Source organism: Xanthomonas sp. WCS2018Noco2-27, assembly GCF_031843525.1.
In the GTDB taxonomy this organism is placed as follows: Bacteria; Pseudomonadota; Gammaproteobacteria; order Xanthomonadales; family Xanthomonadaceae; genus Xanthomonas.
Genome location: NZ_JAVTIK010000016.1, coordinates 85,156 through 99,535 on the forward strand (window position 1 = coordinate 85,156; position 14,380 = coordinate 99,535).

Below are 14,380 nucleotides of genomic sequence, written 5' to 3' on the forward strand. Positions count from 1 at the left end.
GCGTGTCCCGCGAGCGGCGAGCGCACCGCGCACTCGACCCACTCAGCGTTTGATCCAGACTTCCGATGCGTTTGACCTGAACTTCCGACGGCATCCACCAGGATGCGGCTGACAACACCCCTGCACTTCAGCGCACGGCGAGCAGTCGTCAGCTTGCAAGGGACAGCGCTCAAGGAACCGCACTGTAAGAGGGCTACATGCCGCACCGAACACCGGCTGCGCCCGCCTAGCGATGAGCATGCCAATTTCGTAGCTGCGCTACGCGTCGAACAGCATGCGTTGCGGGTCCGGCGGCGGCAGGTCGGCGAGCAACTGCGCGAGTTGATCGCGCTGGGCACGTAGCGGGTCGTGCATCAGGAAGTTGGCCAGCCGCGCGTGCCAGGCCGGCCAGCGTGTAGCCAGTGCATCCATGTCGCCATCGGCCGGGCGGCCTTCGTGCGGCGAGGCGACGAAGGCGGTGTCGCACAACACATTGCGCCATCCCAGCCCGCCCATGCGCAGGCTGAGGTCCACCAACGCGGCATACCAGGAGCCGTAACTGCTGGCATCCAGCCCACCGGCTTTACGCCGTGCAGCACCCCGCAGCAGCACCGCGTGCCCGACCGCCGAGGGCAGCTCCGGATGCAGCGGCGGCATCGCCGCACAGGCAGCGGCCAACCGCTCCGGCGCGTCCGGCAGTGGGTTGAGTTCGCCCAGCCGCGGCCAGCTGCAGGCTTCGCCCACATTGCTCCAGGGCGTGGCCGTGGCAATCGCCGCATCGCGCGCAAAACACGCGGTGAGCTGCCGCAACCAACCGGGCAGCGGGCAGGCATCCACCCCCAGCACCACCACGTCGGCGTCGCCGCAGGCGGCGAGCATTTCATCCAGATGCGCCACCTCGCCGAGCATGCGCTGGCGCCGGGTGTGATGCGCCTGCAGCTGCGTCCGCGCCAGCCAGTGATCGATCACCGCGCGGCCGCGCGGGCCGGCCTGCGCATCGTCGGCCAGCCACACCCGCGTGCCCGCAGGCGTGGCCGCATCCAATGCGCCCAGGCACGCATCCAGCGCCTCGTCGTCGGTGCCGACCGGCACCAGCACGACGGGCAGTGCCGCACTCATTGCGGCTTCTGGCTGGGTTTCAGCGGCTCCATGACCTTGAACTTCTGACCGTATTCGTCGGTGAGATTGCGCGCTTCCTGCGGGTTGCGCACGATCGATGGGGTGATCAGTACGATGACTTCGCGACGGTTGTTGCTCTTTCCCTTGGTTCCGAACAACGCACCCACTACAGGAAGCTTGCTCAGGAACGGCACGCCATCGCTGGTGTCGGTCGTGCTGTCATCGATCAAACCCGCAAGCATGATTGTGTCGCCACTCTGCACTGCAGCCTCAGTTTTAACCCGACGTGTATTGATGTCCACATTACAAGCTGCAGCATTCACAGTTGCGGTCGCTGACGTACATGCGGCTGGACGGTCACCTGGACTGCTGACCTCTTGGACGATATCCAGGAACACCATGCCGTCCTTCGTTACGCGGGGACGCACTTTAAGAATCACTCCGGTATCGATGTATTGCACTGAAGAGAAGCTGCTGTCGCTACCAAGCCCGGTGTTAATGGACGTTGAGTTAATCGCGATACGCGAGCCGACATTAAGCGTAGCCTCCGCATTGTTACGCACAAACACCGAAGGCGTCTGCAACAAACGGACATTTGTTACGCGGTCCAATGCCGTGATGATGGCTGCCGCATTCTTGCCGAGGAAACTCCACGCGAGTCCGCCACTACCAACTTGACCTGCGATATCGCCCCAAATATTCCGTCCCGCTGCATTTGCAAGACCAGCACCAAGACCGATGCCCGTCCCGTTGGTCAGGCCGTTATCAGCCGCAGCTGCTGGCGCATTTACTGCATTTTCGAAGTACCAGTTGACGCCATAGCTCAGCGCACCGGTCAAATTCACCTCAGCCACCTGCGCTTCGATATGCACCTGCATCGGCATCACGTCGAGCTTTTCGATGACGTCGCGGATGGACGCCCACGATTGCGGCGTGGAGCGCACCAGCAAGGTGTTGGTTTCGGCCACAGCCGACACGCCGACCTTGTCGCCTTCCACTTCCAGCGTCACTGCGCCGTTGCCGTTGCTGCGCGGTGAGAGCTGTAAGCTGCCGTTGCCCAGGCCACCGCTGCTGCTACCACTGCTTCCACCGACGCCGCTGCTTCCACCGAAACTGCTGCCCGAGCCACTGCTGTCGCCGCTTTCGCCGAGGCTGCCTCCGGTCATTCCGGAACTGGCGCCCATGCTGCTGTCGCGATTGCCCAGCGCGCCGCCGAGCACGCTGCTCTCGGCACCCGGCGCCAGCGAGGCGTTGGAATCGCCGCCACCGCCGCGCCCACCGAACACTTCCGACAACCGATCGGCCAGGTCCTTGGCCTTGATGTACTTCAATTCATACGAGAACAAGCGCACGCCGCCGCCGGCGCTGTCGATACGGTCCAGCCACTGCTGGATCTGATCCAGATAGCGCGGCTGCGGAGTGATCACCAGCACCGCATTGGCGTTTTCCAGCGGCATGAAACGGAACATGCCGGCGCTGGGCGTCTTGCTCTGTTCGCCGAAGACTTTTTCCAGATCGGCGCTGACTTTTTCGGCCTTGCCGGACTGGATCGGGAACACACCCACCGACATGCCCGACAACCAGTCCACGTCGAAAATCTGCACGGTGCGCAGGTAGTTTTCGAGTTCGGCGCGGGTGCCGCCAAGGGTGATCACGTTGCGCGCGTTGTCGGTGCCAACGATGGCATTGGGCCGTGCGTACGGCTCTAGCACCTTCTTCATTTCGCTGGCGGAAATGAACTTCAACGGCACCACGCGCACTTCAAACCCGCGTGCGGCAGACGGCGATGCGGTGCTGGGCGCGACGGTGCCGGCCAGCGCCTGGTCGGCCGGCACGATGTTGTAGCGGCCACCGCTGAACACCATGCGCGCGTTGTTCCAGCCCAGCACCATTTCCAGCAGGTTCAAAGCCTGCGCCGGCGAAACCGGATTGGGCGTGGCCAGGGTCACGGTGCCCTGCACGCCGGGCGCGATGACGTAGTTCTGGCCGAGCATGTCGCCCAGGATTGCCTTGACCACCGCCTGTACCGACTCGCCTTCGAAGTTGAAGGTGGCGCTGCCGCTGCTGGCCATGCCCAGCGTGGGCGACGGCGACGCCGCGGCGCTCTGGTTGATCATGGTGCCGCTGCCGCGCCGAATCACCGGGCTGGGCTTGGCGCTGGTGGCGGCATTGCCGTCGGCGCGTTGGTCGGCAACGGTCTGGGTGGCGCCGGCAGCGCCGACTTGTGGGTCCAGGCGCGCGTCGCGGCGCACGTCCGGTGGCGGAGTGGTGGCGCAACCGGCCAACAGGCCAATCAGCAGGGACACGGGAAACAGGCGCGGCGTCATGCGTTCACTCATTGGGTCTGACCGGGGGTAGAGCCGCTCTGGCGCTGCTGTTGCAGCTGGCGGCGTCGGGCTTCGATACGTTCGCGGATGGCACGCATCTGATCGTCGGAGGGGCGTGGAGCTTCCTGCGCGCCATCGCTGCGCTGCGGCGGCACCGTCGGCGGGGCTTGCCCGCCAGGTTGTTGCGCCGGCGGGGTGGCAGGCTGCGGCTGCGGCGGTTGCGCGACCGCGGCGGCATCGGGCGACGGCGGCACCGGCGGCAATGGCGGGAGCGTGCCCGGCGCACCACGCGCGGCGGCATTGGCGGTCGGCGGTTGACCGCCCTGGCCGTTGAACACGTGCAGCTCCAACGTCTGGGTGCCGCCGGGGCCTTCGATGGTGGCACTGCGTGGCTGCAGGGCCAGCAGGCGCCAGCCCTTGACCGCGTCGCCGCCGAGCTGCACGCGCACCGAATCCTGCGGGTCCAGGGTCAGCGTGGCCATCTTGAAGTTCTCGGTCAGCAGCACGCCGGTCAGGCGCACCGTCGAGGCCGCGCCGCTACCATCGGTGCCGGACAGGAAGAACGGATGCGGCAGGCGGTCTTCGGCGAATGCGGGATGCGCGGCGATCTCCGAATATTTTTCGAAGGCGCCCAACCGTTCCGGCGCGGGCGCCGGCAGCGTGGGCAGGCGCTGCACCAGCGCCGGGTCGTCCGGCAGCAACTCCACCCGCTTGCCTAAGCCAGCCACGGCCAGGATGCACACCAGCAGCGCCCAGCCGACCACGGTGGCCAGCAACCAGGTGCGTAAACCGATCAGGTCAAGGCGCATTGCTGGCCTCCCCGGCGGCTGCGGCGGCGGGCGCGGCATCGGTGTTCAACGGCGCAGCGCTGGCGCCGGGCCGCAGATAGCCGGCCAGCTCGAACGCGATGTCCAGGCCGTTGCCGCTTTCGTTGGGCGAGAGTTGGTAGCGCTGCGCCATCACGTTGAGGTTGTCCACGAACAGCCGCGGGGTGCCGTTTTCCAGGCTGTACAACACCGAGGCCAGTTCCGGCGTGCCGCAGCGCAGGCGCACCTGCACCGCCACGCGGGTGAAGCGGTCCTTGCTCTCCGGCTGCAGCGGCGAGCGGTTGCTGATGGCACAGCTGCGGTTGCCGGGGCTGGCTTCCACCACTGCGCGTTCCAGCCGCTGTACCAGTCCGGCCGAGGCCAGCTCGGCGGAGGTTTCCGGCAAAAAGCCAGGGCGACTTTCCAGCGTTTGCCGCGCCTGGCGCAGCCGCTGGCTGACCTGCGGCGCCTGCTGCAATTGCACGCGCACGCGCAGCTCGCGCTCGCGCAGCGATTGCAGTTCATCCTGCATGGCGATCATCGGCTGGGTGAACCACGGGTGCACCAGCACCAGGTACGCCACGCCGAGCACCAGCAGCAGCAGACCCAAAGCGATCCAGCGATCGCGCTTAACGCTGCGTGGCATCGGCCGCCTCCTTCGCATCGGGGCCAGCCAGCTCGGCGGTGATGGTGAAACGGTCGACGTTGCGACCGGCATCGCTCTGCAGCACGCCGGTCAGCGACGGCGTACGCCATAGCGGCGAACCTTCCAGGCGACGCACCAGCGACGAGGCTTCGTTGCTCAAACCGATCAGCTGCAATTGCCCGCCTTCGACCGAGAATTTTTCCAGATAGGTACCGCCCGGCAGACGCCGGCTCAACTCGTCCCAGATTTCCACCGAGGTCGGGCGCGTGGCGCGTTGCTTCTGGAAGAAGGTAGCGCCTTCGACCAGATCCATCAGCTGCTGGCGTTCGGCAGCCACCTGGCGCGCGCGCGCAGCATTGGCCTGCACCTGCGCGCGCAGATCGTCGGCGGCCTGGCGGCGATTATCCAGCAGCAGCCAACCGGCCACAGCCAGCAACACCACCGCGGTGGCAGTGAGCAGCAGGTTCCAGCGTTGCATCGGGTCGCTACGTCGCAGCCGGCGTGCCGGCGGCAGCAGGTTCACCCCCAACGGGGCGCCCTGCGCATCGGCCACATCGATGCCGGACAGCGCGTTGGTCCAGGCATCGGGCACGCCGGCCGGGCCATCGATCATGCGCCGTGGCACCACGACCAGTTCCGCATCCAGCTGGCCGTCTTCGCGCACATCGAGCACGCGTGCGTCGAAATACACCTGGTCGGCGGTGAACGGGGTTTGCCGGTCGATTTCGAAACGCGCTACATCCTGCAGCCGCGCGGCGGCCGCTGCCGGCAACCGCAACGGCCGCCGCAACGCATGCGCCGACGGCAACAGCCAATGCCGCGGCAGACCATCCAGCGCAGTCGGCAGCACGGCATTGACTTCCTGCGGCTGCACCGGCCACGGCAGGCTGGCGATCGCCTCACGGCTCTGATCGCGTTGACGCAGCAACTGCAACGTGTCGCCATCGAGCTGCAACAACAGGCGCGCCTGCGACAGGCCCAATTGCCATTGCCAGCGCTGCGGCAGCCACGCCAGCAGCGATTGCTGCCACCAACGCCAGAAGCCTCCGGCTCCCGGCATGGCGCGTACGCCGATACGACCCAAGGTATCCCGCCATGCGGTCATTGCACTGCTGCTCCCTCTTCCCAACGCAACACGGTGTAGGCCGATCCCGGTACTGCGGACGCGCTTGTCGACACGACCGCCCGCAACACAGCCTCGCGTCCCTGACTCAGTCGCGCCCGGCTCTCGATACTATAAGTGTCAGACCCACCGACCGTCGCCTCGCTGCCCGGCAAACCCAGCGGCGCGTCACGCTGCGCCAGCAGTTGCCGCGCATCCAGGCCCATTGCGGTCAACACCGGGCCGGGTGCAAAACGCGCTTCTGGCCGCGAGCGGCCGCTGTACAAGGTGATGTTGGGCAGCAACTTGCGATACAACTCGCTGTCCATGCCCAGCACCAGGCGCAGTTCGCCCAACGTTTCGAACGGGCTGTCCTTTGCGCCATAGGGCAAGCCGGCATCGGCGTAATCGCGGTCTTCTGCGCCACCGCCGGGCTGGCTCAGCGAGTCGCCATCGCGCCAATCGACGATGGCACCGGCAATGCGCGTATCGCGGCCTTGTTCGCCGCCCACAGCACGCACCAGCCCGGCCAACAGCGCCGGCTCGGCCATGTTCAGATCCACCTTGCCGCTTTCGTCAGTGATACGGATCTCCACCGTGGCATCGTCCATTTGCCAACGATACCGTCGGCCATCTGCGCGCCAGCGTGCCTGGGTATCGGCGCTCTGCAAGCGGGACAGTGCGTATTCCAGGCCAGCGCGTGCGTATTCCTGCGCTTGCGCGCCATTGCGCAGCATAGTGCCTTGCAAGGCTTCCACGCGCGCGGTGAGCGCAAACGCGCCGATCATCGCGGTGAGCAAGGCGATCAACCACAACACCAGCACCAAGGCAGCGCCACGTATCCGGCTCATTGCCCCGCTCCGGGGTTGCTGGATTGCGGCAATGCCACGACCAGCGGCGGCCATGCAGCGTCGCCACTACGGATCTCGATCCGCACCAGCAGCGGCAGGCGGTCGTGCCATTCCCACTGCGGCAACCAGGCGCTCAGACGGCCGTTCTGCGGATCCATGCCACGGTAACGAAAGCTCACCTGCTGCACGCCTTGCGCCAGCGGCTCCGGCGGCAATTTACTGCCTTCCTCGATCGACTTGCCCGATTGCAGCATGGTCAACGCAATCTGCAAGGTGCGTTGCTCGCCATCGCCGACCACCGAAAGATCGTGCAGATACGGGCCACCGCGTCCCAGGTAATCCGGCACATCGGCGGCAAAGCGCATGCGCTGCGGTTCGCCGACAAACAACATCGGTTGCTGGCTTTGCGGGTCGATGCTCATCGCCAGCGGCAATGCAGCAGCCAACCGACGGCGCAGGAATTCTTCCACCGCACGCACACGCTCGCTGCGCTGGGCAATCGCTTCGCCGCGCTGACTCACCGCGCTGGCCGAGCGCAATGTGGCGAAGGCCAAGGCCAGCCCGCCGACCAACAGCATGGTGGCCAGCAGCACTTCGATCAGGGTGAAGCCGGCGCTGCGCGAACGGATCACAGCGCGCTGTCCTGTGCGGTGGCGGCCACCAGGCGCAAGGTGCGCCATTGCAGCATTTGATTGGGCGCCTCGCCCCAACGCACCACCAGAGTCAGTTGCAGCAGTTTGTGCGCACCAGGTGCCACCGGCGCCTGCGGATTACGCCGCGGTTCGTCGTAAGGGCGCACATCCATCGACCAACGGAAATGCCCGGCTTCGAAGGTGCCTTGTTGTTGCTCGGGCACCAGCGGTTTGTCCATGCCTTGCAACGCCAGCAGCGATTGCGCGTGCAAGGTCGCACGCGTGCTGTCATCGGCCGCGCGCACCTGACGTGCCGCACCGGACAACGACCCCAGCAACAGGCTCAATGCCAAGGCGAGCAGGGCAAAAGCGACGATCACCTCGATCAGGGTGTAACCACGTTGCCGCTTCATGGCGCAGGCGTCCGCAGCGGACCCGAACGCACTTCGCCGGTGATCCAGCCCACGTCCACGCGCCAGCGCGCGTCCTTGACCTGCAGATCGATGCGACCGCCCGTGGACGCCCCATCGGGGAAGAACTGGATGGCGCCCTGATCTTCCCGCGACTGCACCTGACGCGCGCCGGTGAAGCGCACCTGCAGCGACGACGGCAGGTCGCCGTGATGGCCGCCGGGCGCTTCCCAACGGCGCTGCAGCGGGTCGATCAGAAAGCGTTGCGGGGTGCCGGTGGCAATCGCCTGGGTGCGCGTGTAGCGCAGTTGCGAGGCGATCGCCTTGCCGGCGGTGCGCAGCCGCATGCCATCGATGCCGCCGTTCAATGCGGCGGCGGCCAGCACGCCGGCCATTGCGATCAACGCGATGACCAGCAGCATTTCGAGCAGCGAGCTACCACGCGTGCGGGTACGGCCAGGACCGACTCCATGCGGATGACGCAACGGCTGACACGCAACGCGCATGGCGAGGACTTATTGGTACTTGATGTCCGAGTCGTAGCTGCTGCCGCCGGGGCGACCATCCTTGCCCAGGCTGATCAGATCGAACGGCTGACCATCGCCAGGCGCGCGGTACTCGATGGTGTGACCCCACGGGTCGTTAAGCTCCACCGCCTTGGCGTACGGGCCAAGCCAGCCGCTGCTGCCGCCGGGCTGGGTCACCAGGTCATCGAGCTTGCTCGGCAACTTGCCGGTGTCGAGCTGAAAGTTTTCGATCTTGCCGGCCAGGGTCTGGATCTGCGACTTGGCCAGATTGGCCTTGCCGCGATCGGCGCCACCAAGCACGCGGCTGCCGACCAAGGTGAGCACCGCGCCGATCAGCACGATGACGATGATGATTTCCAGCAAGCTCATGCCGGCCTGGCCTGCGCGCGACGGACTACGGGTGATGGAACGCTTGATCATGAACGATTTCCTTGCACGTCGATGAAGGATGCTGCCGCCACTAGATGACATGGCGGCCATTGCATTGGTTCCCGCGTAGGTGTCGTGCGGTCACCGGAACGTTGTTGTGAAGACGCCGCCTAATGAAAAGCGCCGCGTGCCGTTAATGGAGTGTACGAGCGATGCATGCCGATGCCGAGTCCCGCTTGCGCTCGCCTTGCAGCTGCGCAGGCGCGTTGCCCGCACGCTCAACCGATCGCATTGGTGAGGTCATACAGCGGTACCAGTACCGAAATGATGACAAGCCCCACCACCGAGGCCAGGACCAGCGTGATCAACGGCACCAATGCAGCCAGCGCACGGTCGATGGCTTGTGCGGTTTCCAGCTCGAAGGTGTCAGCGGTCTTGAGCAACATCGTGTCCAACGCGCCGGATTCTTCGCCCACCTGGATCATCTGCAGGGCCAATCGCGGAAAGCGCTTGCCGCGCGCCAGCGATATCGCCAGGCCGTGCCCGTTCTTGACATCGTCGGCAGCGTTGGCGACATCCTCGACCAACGCCAGATTGGACATCACGTTACGCGCGATGCCGATCGCGGCAAGCAACGGCACGCCGTTGCGCAACAAGGTGCCCAACGTCCGCGTCAGCCGTGCGGTTTCCAGCCGCGCGATCAGGCTGCCGACCACTTTCTGGCGCAGCAACCATTCGTCCAGCGCTGCACGGAAGGCGGCATTGCGACGCTTGCGATCCAGCCACAGCCCGAGCACACCCGGCACCACGATCAGCACAAGCCACCAGTCGCGCACCAGCAAGCCCACGCTCAACACCGCCTGGGTGAACCAGGGCAGCGCGACATCCAGGCTTTCGTACATCTGCGCGAACTGCGGCACCACGTAGCCCAGCAAAAACAACAAGGCGCACCCGACCACCGCCAGCAGAATCGCCGGATAGATCAACGCATTGATCACCTTGCCCTTGAGGGCGCGGCTGCGCTCCAGGTAATCGGCCAACCGTTGCAAGGTGTCCTGCATGCTGCCGCCGGCTTCGCCGGCACGCACCATGTTGATGTACAGCTTGGAGAACAGCCCATGCTGACGCTCCAACGCGGACGACAGCGGCGCACCGCCGCGCACGGTGTCGCGGATGTCGCCGATGACGCGCCGGCTTTTTTCGTCTTCCGGCAGATCCATCAGGATCGACAACGCGCGATCCAACGGTTGCCCGGCCCCAATCAAGGTGGCCAGCTGCTGGGTGAATTGCACCAGCGCGGCATTGTCGAACGGTTTCTTGCGCAGCAGCATGCGCAGCGATGGCGAATCGCTTTCGCCGGTGGCCAGCCGCGTTTCCACCGGCAGATGGCCCTGCTCCTGCAGACGCAGCGCCACCTCGGCATCGCTGCCCGCTTCCATCTGGCCGTCGAGCATTTCGCCGTGGGCGTCGAGCGCTTTGTAGCGGTAGAGGGGCATCAGGAACGGCCGGAGCCGGTGACCCGGGACCCGGGACCCGGGGAAAGCGGCGTACCGCAGCACTGGAATCCAGCAGCACGTCGGTCGGCGCATACGACAGCGACGACCAAGCACTTGCCTTGGCTGTTCCCGGGTCCCCGGTCCCGGGTCCCTGGTCCCGACCACCCGGTCACTTCACCGATCACGCATCCTCCGTCACGCGCAGGACTTCTTCGATGGTGGTTTCGCCGCGCAAGGCCTTGGACAGGCCGTCTTCGTACATGGTGCGCATGCCGGCCTTGCGGGCGAGTTGTTCGATCTCGCCCATGCCGGCACGGCGCATTACCGCGCGCCGCAATTCGTCGTTCATCACCAGGAATTCGACGATGGTGGTACGGCCCAGATAGCCGGTCGGCGCGGCCGCCGAGGCACGCGGGCGATACAGGAAGATCTCGCCCTCCGGCTGCAGGCGGCGCAGGTTGAAGCGTTCGATTTCTTCCGGCGATGCGGGGTAGCGTTCGGCGTTGGCCAGGTCGAGTTTGCGCACCAGGCGCTGCGCCAGAATGCCGTTGATGGTGGAGGTGAGCAGGTAATCCTCCACGCCCATGTCCAGCAAACGGGTGATGCCGCCGGCGGCATTGTTGGTGTGCAGCGTGGACAGCACCAGATGGCCGGTGAGCGCGGACTGGATCGCAATGCGCGCGGTTTCCAGATCGCGCATTTCGCCGATCATGATGATGTCCGGGTCCTGACGCACGATGCTGCGCAGCGCATTGGCGAAATCCAGCCCGATCTGCGGCTTGGCCTGGATCTGGTTGATGCCTTCGATCTGGTATTCCACCGGGTCTTCGACGGTGATGATCTTGACGTCGGAGGTATTGAGCTGGCTCAGCGCGGTGTACAGCGTGGTGGTCTTGCCCGAGCCGGTGGGGCCGGTGACCAGCATGATGCCGTGCGGTTGTTCGAGCACCTTACGGAACTGCGGCAGAAAGTCTTCGGTAAAGCCCAGCTTGTAGAAGTCGAACACCACCGTTTCGCGATCGAGCAGACGCATCACCACGCTCTCGCCATGCGCGGTGGGCACGGTGCTGACGCGCAGATCCAGCTCCTTGCCCTGCACGCGCAACATGATGCGACCGTCCTGCGGCAGGCGGCGCTCGGCGATATTGAGCTTGGCCATGATCTTGATGCGGCTGATCACCGCGGCGGTGAGTTTGGCCGGCGGGCTTTCGCCTTCCACCAGCACGCCATCGACGCGGTAACGCACCTTGAGGCGGCTTTCGAACGGTTCGATATGGATATCCGAGGCGCGTAATTCCACCGCGTGCTGGATCACCAGATTCACCAGGCGAATCACCGGCGCTTCGGAGGCCAGATCGCGCAGCGCTTCGATGTCGTCGCTGCTGTTGGCATCGCCATCGGCGGTTTCGACGATGGTGCCCATCGCACTGCGGCCCTGGCCATACCAGCGCTCGATCAGATCGTCGATTTCCGAGCGCAGACCGACCTGCAGGAACAATGCACAGCCGGTGGCAAGACGCACCGCATCGATGGCGTAATCGTCGTATGGATCGGCGATCCACAGATCCAGCCGGCCATCGTGTTCGCCCACCGGGCACAGATGAAATTGTTTGAGAAAGCGCAGCGACAGGCCCTGCACGTCGGGCAGCATTTCCGGCGGGGTATCGCCGAGTTGGCGTGCATCCACCAACGGCAGGCCGAGCACATCGGCGCAGGTCTCTGCATGATCGCGTTCGGACACCAGGCCCAGGCGGCCGAGCAGGGCCAGCAAGCCCATGCCGGATTCGGCCTGTAACTGGCGCGCGCGCAGCAGGTCGGAGTCCTTCAGACGACGGCGTTCAAGCAATGCTTCGACGATGCGCGTTTCCGCACTTCGATGCTCAATTGGATCGACGGCAACCGCGTTCACACTCGTCTCCACTGGTTCGGCGCCGACTGTAGCAGTTTGCCGCGACGATCAACCGCACGCATCTGAATCGTCCTGAAAAACAATGCCCCCGGTGATTAGCCGGGGGCATTGGTCACACTATTTCAGCACTTACTGTCGTGCAACGAGGGTCAGCTTCGCGTAATCGGATGCACCCACCAACTTGATGTAGTACGTGCCTGCCTTGGGGGCAGTGAAGCGGACGGTTTCGCTGTTGCCCGGACGCGTCGACTTGGCATCGAAACTAGTGGCGCTGGGCTCGGCTTCATAGCTGACGTACACCGACACATCGCCGGTACCGCCGTAGGTCATGAAGCTCAGCACCGCACCGGCCTTGGCTTCGAAGCTGTACAGCGTGGAGCTGCCGAAGGTGCCGCTCAGGCCGGTCAGCGGCGCCTTGTTGGTCAACGCGACGGCGGTCGGTGCGCAGCTCTCGGTGGCCGGATCGCACGGCTCCACCAACACTGCTTCCAGGGCGGCCTTGGCGTCGACGATGCCGCTGCCGATCGGGGTGCTGGCCGGCGGGGTCACCGGGAAACGGCGGCTGGTCTGCTTGAGTAACGCTTCGACCGCAGCCGGGGTCAGCGGGCCGTCGCCCAGACCAATGGCCGCGCTCTGCACCAGCGCCACGACGCCAGCCACGTGCGGGGACGCCATCGAGGTTCCGCCCATGCCCATGTAGCTATAGCTACCGGAGGTCGGCGTGGTCGCACCGTCGTAGCCGGCCTGCCAAATGTAGCCGCCCGGATTGCCGTCCACGCTGCCACCGCCGCCCGGGCCGGACAAATCGACCTTGCTGCCGTAGTTGGAGTAGTAAGTGATGCCACCGGTGATGCGGGTGGCACCGACGGTGACGGTGTTGTTGCAGCTGGCCGGCGAATGGTTGGCCGCGTCATCGCCGTCATTGCCGGCAGCGACCACGACAGTGGTGCCGCGCGCCACCGCACCGTTGATCGCCAGCTGGGTGGCCGAATCGCAAGCCCCACCGCCGCCCAGGCTCATGTTGATCACTTCGGCCGGGTTGGTGTTGGCGGGGACGCCTTCGACCGTGCCGCCGGACGCCCACACGATGGCGTCGGCGATGTCGGAGGTATAACCGCCGCAACGGCCGAGCACGCGGACCGGCAGGATGGACGACTTGGGTGCGACGCCGGCCATGCCGATGCCGTTATTGGTCGCTTCGGCCACGGTGCCCGAGACATGGGTGCCGTGCCAGGAGCTTTCCTGCGCCACCGAGCCGGTGTAACAGACGTTGTCGGCTTCTTCCCAGTCGCCGTAATCCAGTGCACCGGGCACGCGGGCATCGGTCGGACGACGCGAGACTTCGGCATCGCTGATGAAGTCATAGCCCTGCAGCAGATTGCCGGCAAAATCGGGATGGCCCGGCAGGATGCCGGTGTCCAGCACCGCCACCACCACGCCAGCGCCCTGCGACAGATCCCATGCGGCCGGCGCATTGATACCGCCGTTGGGGTTGCTCAGGTGCCACTGGTACTGCGCATACAGCGGGTCGTTGGGAACCAGCTGCGGGCTCACATCGGTGGCCGCAACGCTTTTCTTGATCTCGACCGGACGCAGCATGCGATCGATCTGCACGTCGGCCACCGACGGATCGTTCTTCAGCTCGACCACCACCTTGTCCACCTGCGCGGCGGTCAACGTGCTGGACAGCTTGATCAGGTCCGAGCCGATACCGAGCTTGCGCACATACGTCGCCTTGGCGGCGGCTGCGCTGCTACGTGCGCCGGTACTGGCGCCGACGCGGCCGACAGCGGCCTGCACGGCATTGAGCTTGCTGCTGCGATCGGTCGCAGCGGCAGTGTTGTCCTTGTAGCGCACGATCAGGCGGCTACTGAATTGGGCGCCGGCCGAAGCGGACTGGGTCGGTTCCTTGACCAGCAGTTTCGGTGCGGCTGCCAGGGTGCCGGATGCACCAAGGGCCATCATCAGGATGGCGCCGGTCAGCGGGGTGAGGCGGAAGGTCTTGTCGATCACGGTGAAATCCTCTTCGTGTTTTTCGTGAATCAGGCTTGGAACGGGGTCGACAACGCCGCGCAGCCGTGAGCCGGCCTGCGGCAGTTGATCGATCGCTCCTGGTACGGCCATCACTCCATGCGAATCCGTTGGCTGGCCTAGCCACGGTCCTTGCCCGCCCCCTCAGGCCTTACCGCGGCGGCGCACATCGGCGC

Annotated in this window: 13 protein-coding genes and 1 other RNA gene; all 14 read right to left on the reverse strand. The window is 65.5% G+C overall.

Annotated elements, in window-relative coordinates; all coding sequences use genetic code 11:
* Positions 1-106: 106 nt before the first annotated feature.
* A non-coding RNA gene (locus tag RQH86_RS19820) (sX9 sRNA) lies at positions 107-199 on the reverse strand.
* A 59-nt stretch (positions 200-258) separates the two neighbouring features.
* On the reverse strand, positions 259-1,098 hold the full coding sequence (locus tag RQH86_RS19825) for a glycosyltransferase (protein ID WP_115527071.1): 840 nt from the start codon (positions 1,096-1,098) through the stop codon (positions 259-261).
* Positions 1,095-3,437, reverse strand: coding sequence for a type II secretion system secretin GspD (gene gspD, locus RQH86_RS19830; RefSeq protein WP_311239519.1), 2,343 nt, complete (start codon positions 3,435-3,437; stop codon positions 1,095-1,097). The genes RQH86_RS19825 and gspD overlap by 4 nt, the downstream gene beginning before the upstream one ends.
* Entirely contained in the window at positions 3,434-4,234 is an 801-nt protein-coding gene (gene xpsN, locus RQH86_RS19835) for a type II secretion system protein XpsN (protein ID WP_055850794.1), read from the reverse strand. The genes gspD and xpsN overlap by 4 nt, the downstream gene beginning before the upstream one ends.
* The gene (gspM, locus tag RQH86_RS19840; protein ID WP_055850791.1) at positions 4,224-4,877 is read right to left on the reverse strand and encodes a type II secretion system protein GspM; all 654 of its coding nucleotides are present in this window, start codon (positions 4,875-4,877) and stop codon (positions 4,224-4,226) included. Before gspM ends, xpsN begins: the two co-directional genes overlap by 11 nt.
* Positions 4,861-5,982, reverse strand: a complete 1,122-nt coding sequence (locus RQH86_RS19845; RefSeq protein ID WP_115552994.1) for a PilN domain-containing protein — start codon at positions 5,980-5,982, stop codon at positions 4,861-4,863. The genes gspM and RQH86_RS19845 overlap by 17 nt, the downstream gene beginning before the upstream one ends.
* Positions 5,979-6,830 (reverse strand): type II secretion system protein GspK, encoded by an 852-nt coding sequence (locus tag RQH86_RS19850; protein WP_055850786.1) that lies wholly within the window; start codon positions 6,828-6,830, stop codon positions 5,979-5,981. The genes RQH86_RS19845 and RQH86_RS19850 overlap by 4 nt, the downstream gene beginning before the upstream one ends.
* The gene (locus tag RQH86_RS19855; RefSeq protein ID WP_115512554.1) at positions 6,827-7,462 is read right to left on the reverse strand and encodes a type II secretion system protein J; all 636 of its coding nucleotides are present in this window, start codon (positions 7,460-7,462) and stop codon (positions 6,827-6,829) included. Before RQH86_RS19855 ends, RQH86_RS19850 begins: the two co-directional genes overlap by 4 nt.
* Positions 7,459-7,875, reverse strand: a complete 417-nt coding sequence (locus RQH86_RS19860) for a prepilin-type N-terminal cleavage/methylation domain-containing protein (protein ID WP_055850781.1) — start codon at positions 7,873-7,875, stop codon at positions 7,459-7,461. The genes RQH86_RS19855 and RQH86_RS19860 overlap by 4 nt, the downstream gene beginning before the upstream one ends.
* The gene (locus RQH86_RS19865) at positions 7,872-8,378 is read right to left on the reverse strand and encodes a GspH/FimT family pseudopilin (RefSeq protein ID WP_055850779.1); all 507 of its coding nucleotides are present in this window, start codon (positions 8,376-8,378) and stop codon (positions 7,872-7,874) included. The genes RQH86_RS19860 and RQH86_RS19865 overlap by 4 nt, the downstream gene beginning before the upstream one ends.
* Before the next feature lie 9 nt (positions 8,379-8,387).
* Entirely contained in the window at positions 8,388-8,819 is a 432-nt protein-coding gene (gspG, locus tag RQH86_RS19870) for a type II secretion system major pseudopilin GspG (protein WP_055850775.1), read from the reverse strand.
* Between the two features lie 227 nt (positions 8,820-9,046).
* On the reverse strand, positions 9,047-10,264 hold the full coding sequence (locus RQH86_RS19875) for a type II secretion system F family protein (protein ID WP_104615779.1): 1,218 nt from the start codon (positions 10,262-10,264) through the stop codon (positions 9,047-9,049).
* A gap of 181 nt (positions 10,265-10,445) precedes the next feature.
* The gene (gene gspE / locus RQH86_RS19880) at positions 10,446-12,173 is read right to left on the reverse strand and encodes a type II secretion system ATPase GspE (RefSeq protein WP_055850769.1); all 1,728 of its coding nucleotides are present in this window, start codon (positions 12,171-12,173) and stop codon (positions 10,446-10,448) included.
* Positions 12,174-12,302: 129 nt separating this feature from the next.
* Positions 12,303-14,186 (reverse strand): S8 family serine peptidase, encoded by a 1,884-nt coding sequence (locus RQH86_RS19885; RefSeq protein ID WP_115561470.1) that lies wholly within the window; start codon positions 14,184-14,186, stop codon positions 12,303-12,305.
* Positions 14,187-14,380: the final 194 nt, after the last annotated feature.